The following is a 17,040-nucleotide window of genomic DNA, read 5'->3' on the forward strand; positions in this document are numbered from 1 at the left end:
ATGCCTAAGATTGTCTTTCTGCCTCATCAGGATTTGTGTCCTGAAGGGGTGGTTTTGGAAGCAGAACGCGGGGAAACTATTTTGGATGTGGCCCTGCGTAACGGAGTTGAAATTGAGCATGCCTGTGAGAAATCCTGCGCTTGCACCACCTGTCATTGTATTGTCCGAGAAGGCTTTGATTCTTTAGCGGAAAGCACGGAAGACGAAGATGACATGCTGGATAAAGCCTGGGGGCTTGAGCCTGAAAGCCGGTTAGGTTGTCAGGCGCGTGTGGCGGATGAAGATTTGGTGGTTGAAATCCCCCGCTACACTATTAATCATGCTCGTGAACACTAACAGACAGGAGTGGCTATGGGATTGAAATGGACGGACAGTCGCGCAATTGGCGAAGCGCTTTACGATCAATATCCTGATGTCGATCCGAAAACCGTCCGCTTTACCGATATGCACCAATGGATTTGCGAGCTGGAGGAGTTTGACGATCTTCCCGAGGCATCCAATGAAAAAATTCTGGAAGCGATCCTGCTGGTTTGGTTAGATGAAGCGGATTAATTGACCATGCGGGCTGCCTGACGGCGGCCCGTTATTTTTGTGCGATGGCGCAAAGGTAGTCTATACCCAATAGATTTCGAGTTGCAGGAAGGCGGCAAGCGAGTGAATCCCCAGGAGCTTAGATAACTAAGTGACTGGGGTGAATGAGGGCAGCCAACGCACCCGCAACTTGAAAGATGAAGGGTATAAAGAACAATCTGGAGCAGAATTATGACAAGCGAAGCTATGCTGGTATCACTCTCCAACCAACCCGCTGATGCGCGCTGGGGAGAGAAAGCGCCGTTAAGCGCGAACGATCAGGGGTTTACTATCCATCTGAACGGGACGTCGCCGTTAGCGACTATCCAACGTGCGGCCCGTAAAATAGACGGACAAGGCATCAAACATGTCGAATTGTCCGGCGAGGGCTGGGATCTGGAAAGCAGTTGGGCGTTCTGGCAGGGATTCCGCGGGCCAAAAGGGAAACAGACGGTTGAATGGGCCGAACTGAACGACGCCGACAAGAAAGAGCTGGACGATCGCCTCAAGATCGTGGATTGGGTACGCGATACGATCAACCTGCCGGCGGAAGATCTGGGGCCGGAACAGCTGGCAACCCGGGCGATCGATCTGTTGTGCGATGTCGCAGGCGACGCCATCAGCTATCGGATCACCAAAGGCGACGATCTGCGCGAACAGAACTACGCCGGTATTCATACCGTGGGCCGTGGATCCGACCGTTCTCCGGTGCTGCTGGCGCTGGATTATAACCCTACGGGTAGCCCGGATGCGCCGGTGTTTGCCTGTCTGGTTGGGAAAGGCATTACCTTTGACACCGGCGGTTACAGCCTGAAGCCCAGCAGCTTTATGGACTCCATGAAGTCGGACATGGGCGGGGCGGCGACGGTAACCGGCGCGCTGGCGCTGGCCATTGCCCGCGGGTTGAAACAGCGGGTTAAGATGTACCTGTGCTGCGCCGATAATATGGTCAGCGGCAATGCGTTTAAGCTGGGCGATATTATCCGCTATCGCAACGGCAAGAGCGTTGAGGTCATGAATACCGATGCGGAAGGGCGTTTAGTCCTGGCTGATGGCCTGATTGATGCTTCCGAACAGAATCCGCAACTGATCGTTGACTGCGCAACCCTGACCGGCGCGGCTAAAACGGCGCTGGGTAATGATTATCACGCCTTGTTTAGTTTCGACGATGAGCTGGTCGATGCCTTACAGCAAAGCGCCAGACAGGAAAGCGAACCGTTCTGGCGTTTGCCGTTGGAAGAGTTTCACCGCAGCCATTTGCCTTCAAATTTCGCGGATTTAAACAACATAGCCGGTGCGGCCCACAGTGCGGGCGCCAGCACGGCGGCGGCGTTTCTGTCTCACTTTGTGAAGAATTATCAGCAGGGCTGGTTGCACATTGACTGCTCCGCCACCTATCGCAAGGGCGCGGTAGAACAGTGGGCGACCGGCGCAACCGGGGTGGGCGTGCGGACGCTGGCGAATCTGCTGCTGAGCAAATCCAAGTAATTCAGGCGTCAGCAAGCATAATGTACCGATAAACGAAACCGGGTTGATGCCCGGTTTTTAATGTCAACGATGAGTTGAGGATCGATATGGAGTTTTCACCGCAAAATAAACTGGAAGAGATTCTGGTTCTGGCGGCCACCGAGCCAGCACACCGACCGGAGTTTTTCAAGGAACTGATGGATGCCACGGTATTTATACTCGGGCAGACTGACGACCTCGCTGAGGGAGAGAACAACGTTTTGCATGCAGGGAGTAACGTCCAGATTCAGCACTGGGAAAAAGCCGATGGCTCTTCAGCCATTCCTTTTTTCTCTTCGTTGGAAGCCTTACAACTGGCGATCACCCAGGAAGCGTCATTCCTGGCGTTACCCGTGCGCTCGCTGTTTGAGTTGACGCTGGGCGCTACGTTGTTTCTCAACCCGAATCTGCCCTATGGCAAAGAATTCCTGCCGCAGGAAGTGGAACATATGCTTTCCGGCGAAGGCCATGGGTTTGTGCAGCAGCGGGTGGTCGAAGAAGAGACCGAAGTATTGCTTGGCCAGCCAGCCGAGATGCCGGTACAGATGATCGATTCGCTGACGCAGCTATTTACCAAATACCGCAATGTCCGCCGGGCGTTTCTGGCCCAGATTCACGAAGCCGGCGAACAGGAACCGCATTTATTAATCGGCCTGGATGTCGATACCGATGATGTGGATGAGGTTATTCGCGCCGCCGGCAGCGTCGCCAGCGATACCGTAGCGGATGAGCGTCCTATCGATTTATGTCTGGTGAAGGAAGGCGAGCCAGGCGTTAGCCATTATATGATAAAACATACCACGCCTTTCTATGAGCGTAAGTGGGGCAGCTTTCTACGTGATTTTAAAGGCACGGGAAGCGCCTGAGAAGAACGCCGCCGCGATGGGTTATCGATCCACCGCGGTGGCCAGTGATGATAATAGAACGGTATAATCAGATCGGATGCAAACGAACCGATCACCTTCCCTTCCGCCGCATCAATGGCCGCGATCGACTCATCATTTGCTGCGCCAGTTCGCGGAGCGTTATTCTTCCCACCTGGGTTTAATCCAGCGTAATAGGAAGATCGTCCCGGCTGCCCCATTCGCTCCATGAGCCATCATACAGCGTGACATTCCGCACGTTCAGCAGCGTCAATGCCAGAACGACCACGGCGGCGGTAACGCCGGAACCGCAGCTGGCGACGGCAGGCCGGTTTAGATCCACGCCATGGCTGCGCAAGATGGCCTCCAGCTCGTCGTTGGGTTTCAGCGCGCCGTCGGCGACCAAATCGCTCCAGGGAACGTTAAGGCTGCCCGGAATATGACCGCGGTGCAGGCCCGGACGCGGTTCGTCGACTTCCCCGTTGAAACGGGCCGCCGGGCGGGCGTCGATAATTTGCGCGGAGGCGTTGCCGATTATCGCCAACACGTCGTCACGCTGGCGGATGACCGACGTATCCAGCCGGGCAGTGAAAGTCTGCGGTGAGCGTTCAACGTTTCCCTGCTCCAGCGGCAGGCGTTGATTTTTCCAGCCGGCCAACCCGCCGCTCAGAATCGAAATCCGCTTAACGCCGCAAATATGCAGCATCCACCAGGCGCGAGGGGCGGAAAACAGGTTGCCCTCATCATAAATGACGATATGTTGCCGATCGCTGATGCCGAGTTTGCCCATCGCGAGGGAAAAGTCTTCGCCGGCGGGCATCATATGAGGCAGATCGGTACGATGATCGGATAAGGTTTCAATATCAAAAAAGACCGCTCCCGGTAAATGTCCGGCGCGGTATTCGGCATGAATGTCGCGAGTGGTTTCGCCCGGCGGCAACATGCGGGCATCAATGAGTGTGATATTGCTATCGTCAAGGTGTTCGGCTAGCCAGGCGGCAGAAACAAACAATTCGGAAGAAGATGCTGACATAAAGCCCCCGCGCAGGGGATGATGAATCATCCCCAGTGTGAAATGATAGGGGCATTGTCAGCGATTTCACCTGTCCCGACAAGTGTGGACTTACCGGACGGCTCCGCGCTTATATGCTTGTTTTAACTGCGGCCTGCGCGCGCGGTTAGCCGCGATCATTTCTTCAACCGTGGCGTTGGCGTGTTGCCGGGGCGACACGGTACGGTTAGGTAGGCGATAAGATAATATTTTTTTAATAAATTGTTATTTCTCTGGTAGGCAAGCGGTTCCTGCCACCCTATAATCTGCGCCACTTTTATTGGCCAGAATTATTAATCTTTCAATCCGGCCGCCATCTGACAGTTATTGAATGAGGTTAATATGACGATAGAACGTACCTTTTCCATCGTGAAACCGAATGCGGTGGCAAAGAACGCCATCGGTGCGATTTATGCGCGTTTTGAAAGCGCGGGCTTTAAAATTGTGGCAGCCAAAATGCTGCATTTGACCCGCGAACAGGCTGAAGGCTTTTATGCCGAGCATCAGGGCAAGCCGTTTTTTGACGGACTGATATCGTTCATGATTTCGGGTCCGGTCATGGTGCAGGTGCTGGAAGGCGAAAACGCGGTTCAACGTAACCGCGACATCATGGGCGCAACGAATCCGGCTAACGCGTTGGCGGGTACGCTGCGAGCCGACTATGCCGATAGCCTGACGGAAAATGCGGTACACGGTTCGGATTCCACTGAATCCGCGCAACGCGAAATCGCGTATTTCTTCAGCGCTGACGAAATCTGCCCGCGCAATAGCTAATCCCGCCCATCATAAAAAATCGCCGGGAGCGATTTTAAACGTCGCTTGCGACGGCCCGAAGGGTGATGGGCAGGAAGCCCATCATAAAAAATGCGGCGGGAGTAGCTTAGCTGTTTTAAACTTTGTACAATGCGGCGCCCCGGTGAGCCTGCGCTTGTCCGGGGCGTTTCTTTATACCCTGCAGCATGAAATCTATTGGGTATACTATTTCTTATCGCGCCATAACGTGTAACAACGAGGCCAAGAGTTCCTATGTCTGAACAAATCGTGTCTGAACAAACCGTATCCGAATTTTCACCGGCGTCCGCCGCGACTCCCCAATCCGCCAAAACCGGGGGAGAAAAAGTCAACCTGCTGGATCTTAATCGTTCGCAAATGCGGGAATTTTTCACTTCATTGGGAGAGAAACCCTTCCGCGCCGATCAGGTGATGAAGTGGATCTATCACTATTGCTGTGATGACTTCTCTCAGATGACGGATATTAACAAAGTATTTCGCAGCAAATTACAGCAGGTCGCCGAGATTCGCGCGCCGCAAGTGGTGGATGAACAGCGCTCTTCCGATGGCACCATCAAATGGGCGATTCTGGTTGGCGGCCAGCGCGTGGAAACCGTCTATATCCCGGAAGAAGACAGAGCGACGCTGTGCGTATCTTCACAAGTCGGCTGCGCGCTGGAATGCAAATTTTGTTCAACCGCGCAGCAAGGGTTTAACCGTAACCTGCGCGTGTCTGAAATTATCGGTCAGGTGTGGCGCGCGGCGAAAATTATCGGCGCGTATAAAGTCACCGGCCAACGTCCGATTACCAACGTGGTGATGATGGGCATGGGCGAACCTCTGCTCAATTTGACCAACGTGGTGCCCGCGATGGAAATCATGCTGGATGACTTCGGCTTCGGGCTGTCGAAACGTCGCGTCACGCTGTCGACGTCCGGCGTGGTGCCCGCGCTGGATAAGCTGGGCGATATGATCGATGTGGCTCTGGCTATCTCCCTGCATGCGCCAAATGATGAAATCCGCAATGAAATCATGCCGCTTAATAAGAAATATAATATTGAAACGTTCCTGGGCGCGGTGCGGCGTTATCTGGAGAAATCCAATGCCAATCAAGGTCGTGTAACGGTGGAGTACGTGATGCTGGACCATATTAACGATGGTACGGAGCACGCCCACCAGTTGGCTGAATGTTTGAAAGACACGCCGTGCAAGATTAACCTGATCCCCTGGAACCCGTTTCCCGGCGCGCCTTATGGACGCAGCTCCAATAGCCGTGTCGATCGTTTCTCCAAAGTGCTTATGGAATATGGTTTTACCACGATCGTGCGTAAAACGCGCGGCGACGATATTGACGCCGCCTGCGGTCAACTTGCCGGTGAGGTGGTGGACAGAACCAAACGTACGCTGAAGAAAAAGATGGCGGGTGAACCTATCACGGTTAAAACGGTCTGATACCTGATAGTCTGTATTGAAAGCGATAATATTTTTACCAGCTTAATCATCGCCGCCCCACTCATGGACGGCTGCGACTCTGCGCAGATTCAGGTAACATAACCGCCGGTAATGTGGCTAGGACGACAAGGGAAGGACGTCAGGCGTGACACGACAGTTAAGACAGGGAAAAAATAGGCGGCTACTGGTTTTCGTCGCCGTATTGTTGGCAGGATGCAGTCATTCGCCCCGTGAAAAGGGCAATCCGGCGGCGGCGCAAACCCGCTTGCAGTTGGGGTTGGAGTATTTGGCGCGCAATAATCTTGACGCGGCCCGTCAGAATCTTGAAAAAGCGTTGGAAGCGGCGCCGCAAGATTATCGTACCCAGTTGGGTATGGCGCTTTACGAGCAGCGGGTAGGAGAAAATCAGGCTGCGGAAAAACGTTATCGGCTGGCGTTGAAGCAGGCGCCGGAAAACGGCAGCGTGATGAATAATTACGGTGCGTTTCTGTGTGGTTTAGGGCAGTATGTAGCGGCGCAGCAACAGTTTAGTGCGGCTGCCCAACTCCCCGATTACCATCAGGTTGCCGATGCATTGGAGAATGCAGGATATTGTTTCTTCAAAGCTGGGCAGAATGATAATGCGCGCAGCGTATTAAGCCGGGCACTGAAGTATGATCCTGCGAAAGGCGTCATGCTGTTAACAGAGGCGGATAAACAGTTCTCTGCCGGAAAATACGAGCAGGCTCAATTGCTTCTGGATGTTTATCAGCATATTCTCCCGGCCAGTGCCGAGAGTTTATGGTTACAGATTCGTTTCGCCGCGTTGGCGGGTCATGATGGAGACATTGATCGTTATGGCAGATCGCTGGCGCGAAGTTTTCCACAATCTAAACAGTACCAGCAATTCTTAGCTAATGAATACTGAAGCCACTCAAGATAATACAGCATCAACCATTCCCGGCGAACGTCTTCGTCAGGCGCGTGAACGCCTGGGATTAACTCAGCAGATCGTTGCCGATCGCCTGTGTCTTAAGCTTTCGATTGTTCGTCAGATTGAAGAAGGTAATGTGTCAGCTAATCTGGCGCCGACTTTTTTACGCGGTTATATCCGTTCTTATGCGAAGCTGGTTCATGTGCCGGAAGACGAATTGTTACCCATACTGGACAAGCATGTGGTTCCCAAAGCCTACAACGTTGCGCCTATGCAGAGCTTTTCCCTGGGGAAAAGCCGCAAGAAACGCGATGGCTGGTTAATGACTTTCACCTGGCTGGTGGTCATCATCGTTCTGGGGTTAACCGGCGCATGGTGGTGGCAAAATCATCAGGCGCAGCAGCAGGAAATCAACAGCATGGTCGATCATGCCACCTCGATGCAGGCTTCGAGCGAGGGGCAAGAGGTGCCGTTGATGGATAATACGGAATCGGCGGATCCGGCCCCTGCCGACGTTGCGCCTGCCGCGCCGACGGATGTGCCGTTGAACACGGAAAATTCAGCGCCTGAACTTGCTGCATCCGCGCCTTCTTCGTCCGCAGCGCCTGCGGCATCCGCACCCTCCACGCCCGCACCCTCCATACCCGCACAGCCGGCGACGGGCGATATGAGCCAGAGCGCGATGGTGCCGGCTACCCCTGCCGAGCAGTCTCCGATTGCCGAATCGCAAGCGCTGGTGATGCGCTTTAATGCCGATTGCTGGCTGGAAGTGACGGATGCCAGCGGCAAAAAACTGTTCAGCGGGCTGCAACATAACGGCGGCTCTCTGAATTTGAGCGGTCAGGCTCCTTACAGTCTGAAAATTGGCGCGCCTGCCGCGGTACAGATTCAATTTCAAGGTAAGCCGGTTGATTTAAGCCGGTTTGTAAGAAGCAATCAGGTTGCACGTCTGACGTTGGCGGCGGAATAACCCAATCGCTACCTGTGATGTTGCAATTTTGGAGAAGAAGTAATGCATAACGCAGCACCCATCACCCGTCGGAAATCAAAACGGATTTACGTCGGTAAGGTGCCTGTTGGTGATGGCGCGCCGATTGCGGTGCAGTCCATGACCAATACCCGGACCACTGATGTTGAAGCGACGGTTAATCAAATCAAATCACTGGAACGCGTCGGTGTTGATATTGTGCGTGTTTCCGTTCCAACCATGGATGCGGCGGAAGCGTTCAAGCTTATTAAACAGCAGGTCGATGTTCCGCTGGTGGCCGATATCCATTTTGACTACCGCATTGCGTTGAAAGTGGCGGAATACGGCGTCGATTGTCTGCGTATCAACCCAGGTAACATCGGGAATGAAGAACGCATCCGCGCCGTTGTCGATTGCGCGCGTGATAAAAATATTCCGATACGAATCGGCGTTAACGGCGGGTCGTTGGAAAAGGACTTGCAGGAAAAGTATGGCGAGCCAACGCCGGAGGCGCTGCTGGAGTCCGCCATGCGCCATGTCGATATTCTCGACCGTCTCAATTTCGATCAGTTTAAGGTCAGCGTAAAAGCATCCGATGTTTTTCTGGCCGTGCAGTCTTACCGGCTGTTGGCCGCGCGTATCGATCAGCCGTTGCATCTGGGGATTACCGAAGCCGGCGGCGCGCGCAGCGGGGCGGTTAAATCGGCTATTGGCCTTGGTATGCTGTTGTCCGAAGGGATCGGCGATACCCTGCGTATTTCTCTTGCCGCCAATCCGATAGAAGAAGTGAAAGTCGGCTTTGATATTCTGAAGTCGTTGCGTATTCGCTCGCGCGGCATCAATTTTATCGCTTGTCCGACTTGCTCACGGCAGGAGTTTGATGTCATCGGCACCGTGAATGCGTTGGAACAGCGTCTGGAAGACATTATCACGCCAATGGATGTATCGATTATTGGCTGCGTGGTTAACGGACCGGGCGAGGCATTGGTTTCCACTATCGGCGTGACCGGCGGACACAATAAGAGCGGTTTTTATGAAGATGGCGTTCGTCAGCGTGAACGTTTCGATAATGAGCAGATGATCGACCAACTGGAAGCCAAAATTCGTGCTAAGGCTTCCATGATGGATGAAAGCCAACGCATTACGGTAAATCTGATTGATAAATAACCGTACCGGCGCTGGCCTGGAGCCGACATCCGCAGAAAGACGATTCTTGAACCCGATGGGGAGCCTTCGCATTGAAGATGCAGTGCCAATCCCCCTATAATCGGGTTTATTTTTTGAAAAATGCATAGAGAACAGACGTGGCAAAAAATATTCAAGCCATCCGCGGTATGAACGATTACCTGCCAGCCGATACGGCGTTGTGGCAGCGTATTGAAAACAGCCTGAAACAGGTGCTTAGCAGTTACGGCTACAGTGAAATCCGTACCCCTATCGTTGAGCAGACCTCATTGTTTAAACGCGCCATCGGTGAAGTGACCGATGTGGTCGAAAAAGAGATGTATACCTTTGAAGACCGCAACGGCGACAGCCTGACGCTGCGCCCTGAGAATACGGCGAGTTGTGTTCGCGCCGGTATTGAACACGGCATTCTCTACAACCAGGAACAGCGTCTGTGGTATTGCGGGCCGATGTTTCGCCATGAACGTCCGCAGAAGGGGCGCTATCGCCAGTTTCATCAAATGGGCTGTGAAGTCTTTGGCTTGCAGGGGCCGGATATTGACGCCGAGCTGATCCTGCTAACGGCTCGCTGGTGGCGGGTGCTGGGTATTTCGCAGCATGTTAACCTGGAACTGAATTCGATTGGTTCGCTGGAAGCGCGCGCCATCTATCGTGAAGCATTGATTGCGTTCCTTGAGCAACATAAAGATCAGCTTGATGAAGATTGTCGGCGTCGCATGTATACCAATCCGCTGCGGGTGCTGGACTCTAAAAACGCCCAGGTGCAGACGCTGCTGAATGACGCGCCGGTTCTGACCGATTATCTTGACGATGAGTCTCGCATCCACTTTGAATCATTGTGTGAACTTTTAACGCAGGCAGGTATCCCATATACCGTTAATCCGCGTTTGGTTCGCGGCTTGGATTATTACAACCGCACCGTTTTTGAGTGGGTGACCAACAGTTTGGGCGCGCAGGGTACGGTCTGCGCCGGCGGCCGTTATGACGGTATGGTTGAACAACTGGGCGGACATGCTACGCCGTCCGTGGGGTTTGCGATGGGCCTGGAGCGTTTGGTTCTGCTGGTGCAGTCCATCAATCCGGAGTTTAAAGCACTTCCCGTGGTTGACGTTTATCTGATTTCGTCGGGAGACGGCACGCAGATTGCCGCAATGAAGCTGGCTGAGACATTACGTGATGCGTTGCCGCAATTGAAACTGATGACCAACTATGGCGGCGGCAATTTTAAAAAGCAATTTGCCCGGGCCGATAAATGGGGCGCGCGCATCGCGCTGGTACTCGGTGAAAACGAAGTCGCCGCAGGTCAGGTGGTGATAAAAAACCTGAGTAATGGCGAACAGGATACATTGGCACAGGCTGACGTTGCGGCACGACTAGCAACGTTACTGGATTGAGGAGAGAGACACCGTGGAAGTCTATAGCACAGAGAATGAGCAGGTTGATGCGTTACGTCGCTTCTTCATAGAAAATGGAAAAGCGTTGGCTGTGGGTGTTGTGCTTGGTGTCGGCGCGCTGATCGGTTGGCGTTTCTGGCTGAATCACCAGAGCAACAGCGCGATGCAGTCATCTGCGTTATATCAGCAAATCAGCGATCGCCTGGCGGAAGGTAAAACTGAAGACGTCGCATCGGCGGAGAAATTTTCCGCTGAGAATAAAAATAGCTATGGTGTGCTGGCATCGCTGGAGCTGGCCCGTCACTATGTGGATCAAAAGGATTTTGCCAAAGCGGAACAACAGCTGGTGCAGGCTCAATCCCAAACCAAAGATGCCGATCTGCTCTCTCTGGTGAACTTACGTTTGGCGCGAGTTCAACTGCAGGAGAACAAAGTGGATGACGCGCTGAAGACGCTGGATGCCATCAAGCTAGATGGTTGGGTGGCTCTGGCCGCGGAAGTTCGTGGCGACGCTCTGGTTAGCAAAGGGGATAACCAGGCTGCGCGTGAGGCTTATAACAAAGGTCTGGACGCTAATCCACCGCAGGCGCTGCAAGCATTCCTGCGTATGAAACTGAACAACCTGTCCAGCTAAGAGGAATTCCATGCAATTGCGTAAAACACTTCTGGTAGGACTGGTTTCTGTTGCCCTGCTGAGCGGATGTTCGCTGTTTAACAGCGAGGAAGATGTCGTCACCATGTCTCCACTGCCGACGGTGGAAAATCAGTTCACGCCGACCAAGGTGTGGAGCCGTTCCGTAGGTAGCGGCGTTGGCTCATTTTACTCTAATCTGCAGCCGGCCTGGCAGGATAACCGCGTATTTGCCGCCGATCGCAAAGGAACAGTAAAAGCGCTGGATCTCAACAACGGTACGGAAATTTGGCATACAGACCTGTCTGAAAAAGCCGGATTTTTCTCGCGGACGCCTGCTTTATTGTCCGGCGGCGTAGCGGTAGCCGGAAATCATATTTATATCGGCAGTGAAAAAGCCCGTGTGTTTGCGCTGAACGCTGAAGATGGTACGCCGGTATGGCAGACCAACGTGGCTGGTGAGGTGCTTTCACGTCCGGTGAGCAGCGACGGTGTGGTGCTGATTCATACCAGCAACGGCATGTTGCAGGCGTTGGATGAAACCGACGGCGCAATTAAATGGACGGTTAACCTGGATATGCCGACGCTGTCGCTGCGCGGCGAATCTGCGCCGGTCACTGCATACGGCGCGGCTATCGTCGGCGGCGACAATGGGCGTGTCAATGCCGTGCTGATTAATCAAGGGCAGTTAATCTGGCAACAGCGTATTTCGCAGCCGAGCGGGGCGACGGAAATCGATCGCCTGAACGATGTTGATACCACGCCGGTTGTCGCGGGCGAGCTGGTTTATGCCCTGGGCTATAACGGCAACATGACCGCGCTGGATCTTCGTTCCGGTCAGATCCTGTGGAAACGGGAACTGGGTTCGGTGCACGATTTCATCGTTGATGGCGATCGTATCTATCTGGTTGATCAGAATGACCGTGTCGTGGCATTGAATACCAATGGCGGTGTGAACCTGTGGCGCCAGAGCGATCTGCTGCACCGTAACCTGACGGCGCCGGTGCTGTATAATGGTTATCTGGTGGTGGGTGACGCTGAAGGGTATTTGCACTGGTTGAATACGGCGGATGGTCGTTTTGTTGCTCAGCAGAAAGTGGATAGCTCCGGTTTTCTGAGCAAGCCGGTGATTGCCAGCGATAAGCTGCTCATCCAGGCGAAAAACGGTGAAGTTTACGCATTTACCCGTTAGTTAAAAGCAGAACGTTTGGATCGCCTGCCGTTTGGCAGATTCTGATCCCCCAACGGCTCCTGACAGCATCAGGAGCCGTTTCGTCTTTTTATCGTCAGCAAGGATCTTGCTGTAACGTATTGAAACATAAGTAATGAGGTTGTAACAATGATACCTGTCGTCGCGCTGGTCGGACGTCCGAATGTGGGGAAATCCACACTGTTTAACCGTCTAACGCGTACGCGTGATGCTTTGGTGGCGGACTTCCCTGGGCTGACACGTGACCGCAAGTATGGCCGTGCGGAAGTGGAAGGCCATGAATTTATCATCATCGATACCGGCGGGATTGAAGGCACCGAAGACGGTGTGGAAACACGCATGGCCGGTCAATCTCTGGTGGCGATTGAAGAAGCCGATATCGTGTTGTTTATGGTGGATGCCCGTGCCGGGCTGATGCCTGCCGATCAGAGTATCGCCCAACATTTGCGTAGCCGGCAGAAAGCCACGTTTCTGGTGGCCAATAAAACGGATGGTATCGATCCTGATACCGTCATCGGCGATTTCTACTCCCTGGGACTGGGGGAAATTTATCCGATAGCCGCTTCTCACGGGCGCGGCGTAACGTCTTTGCTGGAAAAAGTTTTACTGCCGTTTGCCGAGGAAGATGAATCGGAGCCCGTTGAGCTGACGGAAGAAGAAGAGAATGCCGCCTACTGGGCGGAACAGCTTGCGGATGAACAAGCGGCGGATGACGCTGAAGCTGAAGAGGATGATTTCGATCCGGAGACGCTGCCGATCAAACTGGCGATTGTCGGCCGTCCCAACGTGGGTAAGTCCACACTGACCAACCGTATTCTGGGTGAAGAACGCGTGGTGGTTTACGATATGCCGGGCACCACGCGCGACAGTATTTATATCCCAATGGTGCGAGATGAACGTGAGTACGTGCTGATCGATACCGCCGGGGTGCGTAAACGCGGCAAGGTAACCGATACCGTTGAAAAGTTCTCTGTGATTAAAACGCTACAGGCGATTGAAAACGCCAACGTTGTGATGCTGGTCATTGATGCCCGGGAAGGGATCTCCGATCAGGATCTCTCTCTGTTGGGCTTTATCCTCAATAGTGGGCGCTCACTGGTGATTGTGGTCAACAAGTGGGATGGTTTGTCGCAGGAGGTGCGCGATCAGGTTAAGGAAACGCTGGATTTACGTCTCGGTTTTATCGATTTCGCCCGCGTTCATTTTATCTCCGCACTGCATGGCAGCGGCGTGGGCAACCTGTTCGAATCGGTGCTTGAAGCCTATACCTGCGCGACTCGCCGGGTGGGAACCTCCATGCTGACCCGTATCATGCAAATGGCTGCCGATGACCATCAGCCGCCGCTGGTTCGCGGCCGACGGGTGAAGCTGAAATATGCGCATGCGGGCGGTTACAATCCACCGATTGTGGTGATCCACGGTAATCAGGTGAAAGATCTGCCTGACTCTTATAAACGCTATCTGATGAACTACTATCGCCGTTCGTTACAGGTCATGGGAACGCCAATCCGCATTCAGTTCAAAGAGGGAGAAAATCCCTTCGCCGATAAACGTAATACTTTGACGCCCAATCAGTTACGCAAGCGTAAGCGTCTGATGAAGCATATTAAAAAGAGCAAATAACTCACACGAGGATGAACTCGCGCGGGGCAGGGTAGGCGGTACGCCCCGGCATTGCTGAGTCACAAGGGAACCTATGTCTTGGGAAAACTGGAGTTTTGCATTTAACGTTACGGTGCCTAACCTACTGATGCTTTTGCTCGGGGTTGGGCTGCGTAAACTGAAAATACTGAATGACGATTTTTGCGACTCGGCGATGCGCTTGGTTTTTAATGTCTCGCTACCTTGTCTGCTGTTTTTCAGCGTCGCCGCCAATCATCAGTCGATTATGGAACAGCTGCCGCTGGTGATTTATGGCGTTATCGGTACGCTGCTGACCTATTTATTGTTGGAGTTCGCGGCTGTTTATGTCGTCAAAGAGCCGACCGAGCGCGGTATTTTCGTGCAGGGCGGGTTTCGTTCCAATACCGGCATCATGGGGCTGGCATTCGCCATGAGCGCCTATGGCAACGAAGGCGTCGCTGTTGGCTCCATGTATCTGTTGGTCACCGTGATTATGTTTAATGTGCTGTCGGTTATTACGCTGACGCGCAGTTTAAAGCGGACAACTGACGGGCGCGGGATCGGCACTCTCGCGTTGCTGAAGAGTATCGTCACGAACCCATTGATTATCAGCTTGCTGGCGGGATTGTGTTATTCGAAAAGCGGTTGGCCCGTCCCCCCGGTGATTCAACAGACCGGGAGCTTCATTGCCGCGTTGTCGCTGCCGTTGGCGCTGTTGTGCGCCGGCGTCAGTCTCGACTGGCGCATGATTTTTCGTTCATCCAACGTGGCTGCGCTCTCTTCATTGGCTAAATTGCTGGTCGTGCCGGGCATTCTGACGCTGGGCGGCTGGCTGGTGGGTTTCCGAGGCGTCACGCTTGGGGTGATTTTTTTGTTTTCCGCCACGCCTACGGCCGCAGGCAGCTATGCCATGACCCGGGCTATGGGCGGTAACCCGACGCTGGCGGCCAATATTATTGGCTTAACCACCGCCGGTTCGTTCTTTGTGATCGCGCTGGGCGTCTATTTCCTACGTTCGCTTGACGTGATTTAGCTAATCGCAGGAGGAAAAGTGGAAGTCGTCTGCCCGCGCTGTCATGGTGCAATGAACTGGAAAAATGATAATCGTTTCTATTGCCCGAACTGTCAGCAGGACTATCTGCGCGAAGCGCGATGTCCTGAATGTCAGCAACCGCTGCAGGAGTTAAAAGCCTGCGGTGCCGTAGATTATTTTTGTCAGCGCGGGCACGGATTGATTTCAAAGAAACGCGTGGTATTTTCGTTGCACAAACGATAGGCGGAGAAATGAATAGTCATGCATTGCTTCAATATGTGCTTTTATCTTTCGAGGCTTTTTTTCTGCTTTCCCTCCATTGATAGGTTATTTTAGCAATCCTTTTACTTCGACAAAAATAGACGAAAAGATAAAATGATGGTGAATTCATCAGCTTGAAAGCGGTATATAGTAAAAATATAATAATAATAGGAATGATAATGTGTGAGATTAACCCTTTATGAATATAAATGTTAATGTTATAGATGCAGCTTGCAACACCCAGAAATAAAGATGTAATGTAAAGTTTCTCTAATGTTACCAATCCAATATTGTGACCTCGTGGAATGTAATGCGTGATCATAATAAGAGGTGTTATATAATAAAAAATGAGTGTGACAAAAGTGAAGCCGAAATGAAGTCCATGATTGTTTTTATCACTAACAAATAGATCTGATAGCATTGTTGTATTTATTACTGCAACAGGAAGTAATAAAAAAACGGACAGTACTACTGTTAACGGTGTTACTGGCGGAAGCGCATTTTTTTCTTCAAGGAAAAAATTTTCTAATTTTTTTCCTGAGCGTCTGTAGAGAGCAGGATTCTTATCTCTAATTTCCTTTTCAATATCCCTGCCGTGACTGATTAATTCATTAAAATTCTTTCCTAGTTTTATCTTCATTATTTTAATACCGGAATGGATTGAATGACGCTAACCGCATAATTAGTGCTTTTTAACAGATTGTTCGGATTCCTTATGGTGCCACTTAAAGCGCTTCCAGCGAAAGCAGCGGTTCCTGTCAATGCATCATTAAGTTGTTTTTTCAATGTACTTTAAATGTCTGAACTTGGGAATCTTTTAGGGAAAATGCCCATCTTTATTGCTGTTTTTATTTGTGCATCTGTCATTCTTGGATTTTCTATTTTTATTAACTCAAATGTCAACCTCGCCCTGTCCTGACGTGGAATCAATTTTAGCCATTCTCTGGCCTCTAGTGAAGATACTGCTCTTATTTTACGATACATACTTATAGTTTGTTTGATTGCTGCACTAGCACTGATGAGCGAAACAACATCCAGAACAGTAGATATGGTAATATACCAACCTTCTGAATCGAGCCAGGTAACATTCTGTCCCGCATTAAAAGTAATGTCATAAAGACGTATTAGCCCATTACCACACTGCATTGCAGTTGCAATAGTACCAGCATAGCCAAGTGCAATAATACCAATGCTGGTTCCTCCAGTTAAAGGAACACTCGCAGCACCACTGAACATGCTAAAAACTGCTATGGACATAGCACCACACGATAACATCGTTGAGCTGACTTCCGCCGCGATGGAAGGTGACGCGATAGCGTTGCCCAGACTTTTCTCTATCGAATACTGGTTTAATTGAGGTACTTTAGTCACAATTATATGAGTGACAATACTTTCATTATTATTTGCATATCGTTTTGAAGGACGTACCAAATAGCGCTGGCGGCCGTCAGCATAAATAATTCCTGCCTGATTAAAGTTTCTTGTACAGTCCAGGGTATTCGCCAATGCGCGAAAATCGAAATCAGCGCCTGACTGATTACCTATCCAGCGGGAAAAGTCATAGTCCGGCAAGCCACGTTGGGCGAGGGAAGAGGTCAACGGCATTTTTA

18 protein-coding genes are annotated in these 17,040 nt (G+C 52.0%); 15 read left to right on the plus strand and 3 right to left on the minus strand.

From position 1 onward, the window contains the following. The 4 genes from fdx (at position 1) to sseB (ending at position 2,942) form a co-directional block, all read left to right on the plus strand. Positions 1 to 336, plus strand: coding sequence for an ISC system 2Fe-2S type ferredoxin (fdx, locus tag ACN28R_RS02165; RefSeq protein ID WP_048637881.1), 336 nt, complete (start codon positions 1 to 3; stop codon positions 334 to 336). 15 nt (positions 337 to 351) lie between these two features. Then, positions 352 to 552, plus strand: a complete 201-nt coding sequence (gene iscX, locus ACN28R_RS02170) for a Fe-S cluster assembly protein IscX (RefSeq protein ID WP_048637882.1) — start codon at positions 352 to 354, stop codon at positions 550 to 552. A 210-nt stretch (positions 553 to 762) separates the two neighbouring features. Further along, positions 763 to 2,058 carry an aminopeptidase PepB gene (gene pepB, locus ACN28R_RS02175; RefSeq protein WP_095833436.1) on the plus strand — a complete coding sequence of 432 codons (1,296 nt, stop codon included), beginning with the start codon at positions 763 to 765 and terminating at the stop codon, positions 2,056 to 2,058. Positions 2,059 to 2,144: 86 nt separating this feature from the next. Next, on the plus strand, positions 2,145 to 2,942 hold the full coding sequence (sseB, locus tag ACN28R_RS02180; RefSeq protein ID WP_095833437.1) for an enhanced serine sensitivity protein SseB: 798 nt from the start codon (positions 2,145 to 2,147) through the stop codon (positions 2,940 to 2,942). 178 nt (positions 2,943 to 3,120) lie between these two features. Here the strand turns inward: sseB and sseA are convergent, their stop codons facing one another. Beyond that, positions 3,121 to 3,972: a 3-mercaptopyruvate sulfurtransferase gene (gene sseA / locus ACN28R_RS02185; protein WP_095833438.1), complete on the minus strand. Its 852-nt coding sequence runs from the start codon at positions 3,970 to 3,972 to the stop codon at positions 3,121 to 3,123. A gap of 360 nt (positions 3,973 to 4,332) precedes the next feature. On the opposite strand from sseA, the gene ndk reads away from it, so the two are divergent. The 11 genes from ndk to ACN28R_RS02240 all read left to right on the plus strand — a co-directional run bounded on the left by ndk (position 4,333) and on the right by ACN28R_RS02240 (position 15,412). Beyond that, complete coding sequence (gene ndk / locus ACN28R_RS02190) at positions 4,333 to 4,764, plus strand: nucleoside-diphosphate kinase (RefSeq protein ID WP_048637886.1); 432 nt, start codon at positions 4,333 to 4,335, stop codon at positions 4,762 to 4,764. A 252-nt stretch (positions 4,765 to 5,016) separates the two neighbouring features. After that, positions 5,017 to 6,213 (plus strand): dual-specificity RNA methyltransferase RlmN, encoded by a 1,197-nt coding sequence (gene rlmN, locus ACN28R_RS02195; RefSeq protein ID WP_048637887.1) that lies wholly within the window; start codon positions 5,017 to 5,019, stop codon positions 6,211 to 6,213. A gap of 145 nt (positions 6,214 to 6,358) precedes the next feature. Beyond that, positions 6,359 to 7,120, plus strand: coding sequence for a type IV pilus biogenesis/stability protein PilW (gene pilW / locus ACN28R_RS02200; RefSeq protein WP_095833439.1), 762 nt, complete (start codon positions 6,359 to 6,361; stop codon positions 7,118 to 7,120). Continuing rightward, positions 7,110 to 8,096, plus strand: a complete 987-nt coding sequence (gene rodZ / locus ACN28R_RS02205) for a cytoskeleton protein RodZ (RefSeq protein ID WP_095833440.1) — start codon at positions 7,110 to 7,112, stop codon at positions 8,094 to 8,096. Before pilW ends, rodZ begins: the two co-directional genes overlap by 11 nt. A 42-nt stretch (positions 8,097 to 8,138) precedes the next feature. Further along, a complete protein-coding gene (gene ispG / locus ACN28R_RS02210) occupies positions 8,139 to 9,260 on the plus strand; it encodes a flavodoxin-dependent (E)-4-hydroxy-3-methylbut-2-enyl-diphosphate synthase (RefSeq protein ID WP_048637890.1) in 1,122 nt (373 codons plus the stop codon). A gap of 137 nt (positions 9,261 to 9,397) precedes the next feature. Continuing rightward, the gene (gene hisS, locus ACN28R_RS02215; protein WP_048637891.1) at positions 9,398 to 10,672 is read left to right on the plus strand and encodes a histidine--tRNA ligase; all 1,275 of its coding nucleotides are present in this window, start codon (positions 9,398 to 9,400) and stop codon (positions 10,670 to 10,672) included. A 13-nt stretch (positions 10,673 to 10,685) separates the two neighbouring features. Further along, a complete protein-coding gene (locus ACN28R_RS02220; RefSeq protein WP_095833441.1) occupies positions 10,686 to 11,306 on the plus strand; it encodes a YfgM family protein in 621 nt (206 codons plus the stop codon). Positions 11,307 to 11,316: 10 nt separating this feature from the next. Next, positions 11,317 to 12,495 carry an outer membrane protein assembly factor BamB gene (gene bamB / locus ACN28R_RS02225; protein WP_095833442.1) on the plus strand — a complete coding sequence of 393 codons (1,179 nt, stop codon included), beginning with the start codon at positions 11,317 to 11,319 and terminating at the stop codon, positions 12,493 to 12,495. Between the two features lie 147 nt (positions 12,496 to 12,642). Then, positions 12,643 to 14,136, plus strand: a complete 1,494-nt coding sequence (gene der, locus ACN28R_RS02230) for a ribosome biogenesis GTPase Der (protein ID WP_095833443.1) — start codon at positions 12,643 to 12,645, stop codon at positions 14,134 to 14,136. Between the two features lie 73 nt (positions 14,137 to 14,209). After that, positions 14,210 to 15,169 carry an AEC family transporter gene (locus ACN28R_RS02235; protein WP_048637895.1) on the plus strand — a complete coding sequence of 320 codons (960 nt, stop codon included), beginning with the start codon at positions 14,210 to 14,212 and terminating at the stop codon, positions 15,167 to 15,169. 18 nt (positions 15,170 to 15,187) lie between these two features. Further along, positions 15,188 to 15,412 (plus strand): zinc ribbon domain-containing protein, encoded by a 225-nt coding sequence (locus tag ACN28R_RS02240; protein ID WP_095833444.1) that lies wholly within the window; start codon positions 15,188 to 15,190, stop codon positions 15,410 to 15,412. Positions 15,413 to 15,440: 28 nt separating this feature from the next. Here the strand turns inward: ACN28R_RS02240 and ACN28R_RS02245 are convergent, their stop codons facing one another. Together ACN28R_RS02245 and ACN28R_RS02250 are read right to left on the minus strand one after the other, a co-directional pair. Next, positions 15,441 to 16,070 (minus strand): hypothetical protein, encoded by a 630-nt coding sequence (locus ACN28R_RS02245; protein ID WP_095833445.1) that lies wholly within the window; start codon positions 16,068 to 16,070, stop codon positions 15,441 to 15,443. 152 nt (positions 16,071 to 16,222) lie between these two features. Continuing rightward, entirely contained in the window at positions 16,223 to 17,035 is an 813-nt protein-coding gene (locus tag ACN28R_RS02250; RefSeq protein ID WP_095833446.1) for a hypothetical protein, read from the minus strand. Between the last annotated feature and the right edge of the window lie 5 nt (positions 17,036 to 17,040).

It is taken from the genome of Brenneria goodwinii, assembly GCF_002291445.1.
Taxonomy (GTDB): domain Bacteria; phylum Pseudomonadota; class Gammaproteobacteria; order Enterobacterales; family Enterobacteriaceae; genus Brenneria; species Brenneria goodwinii.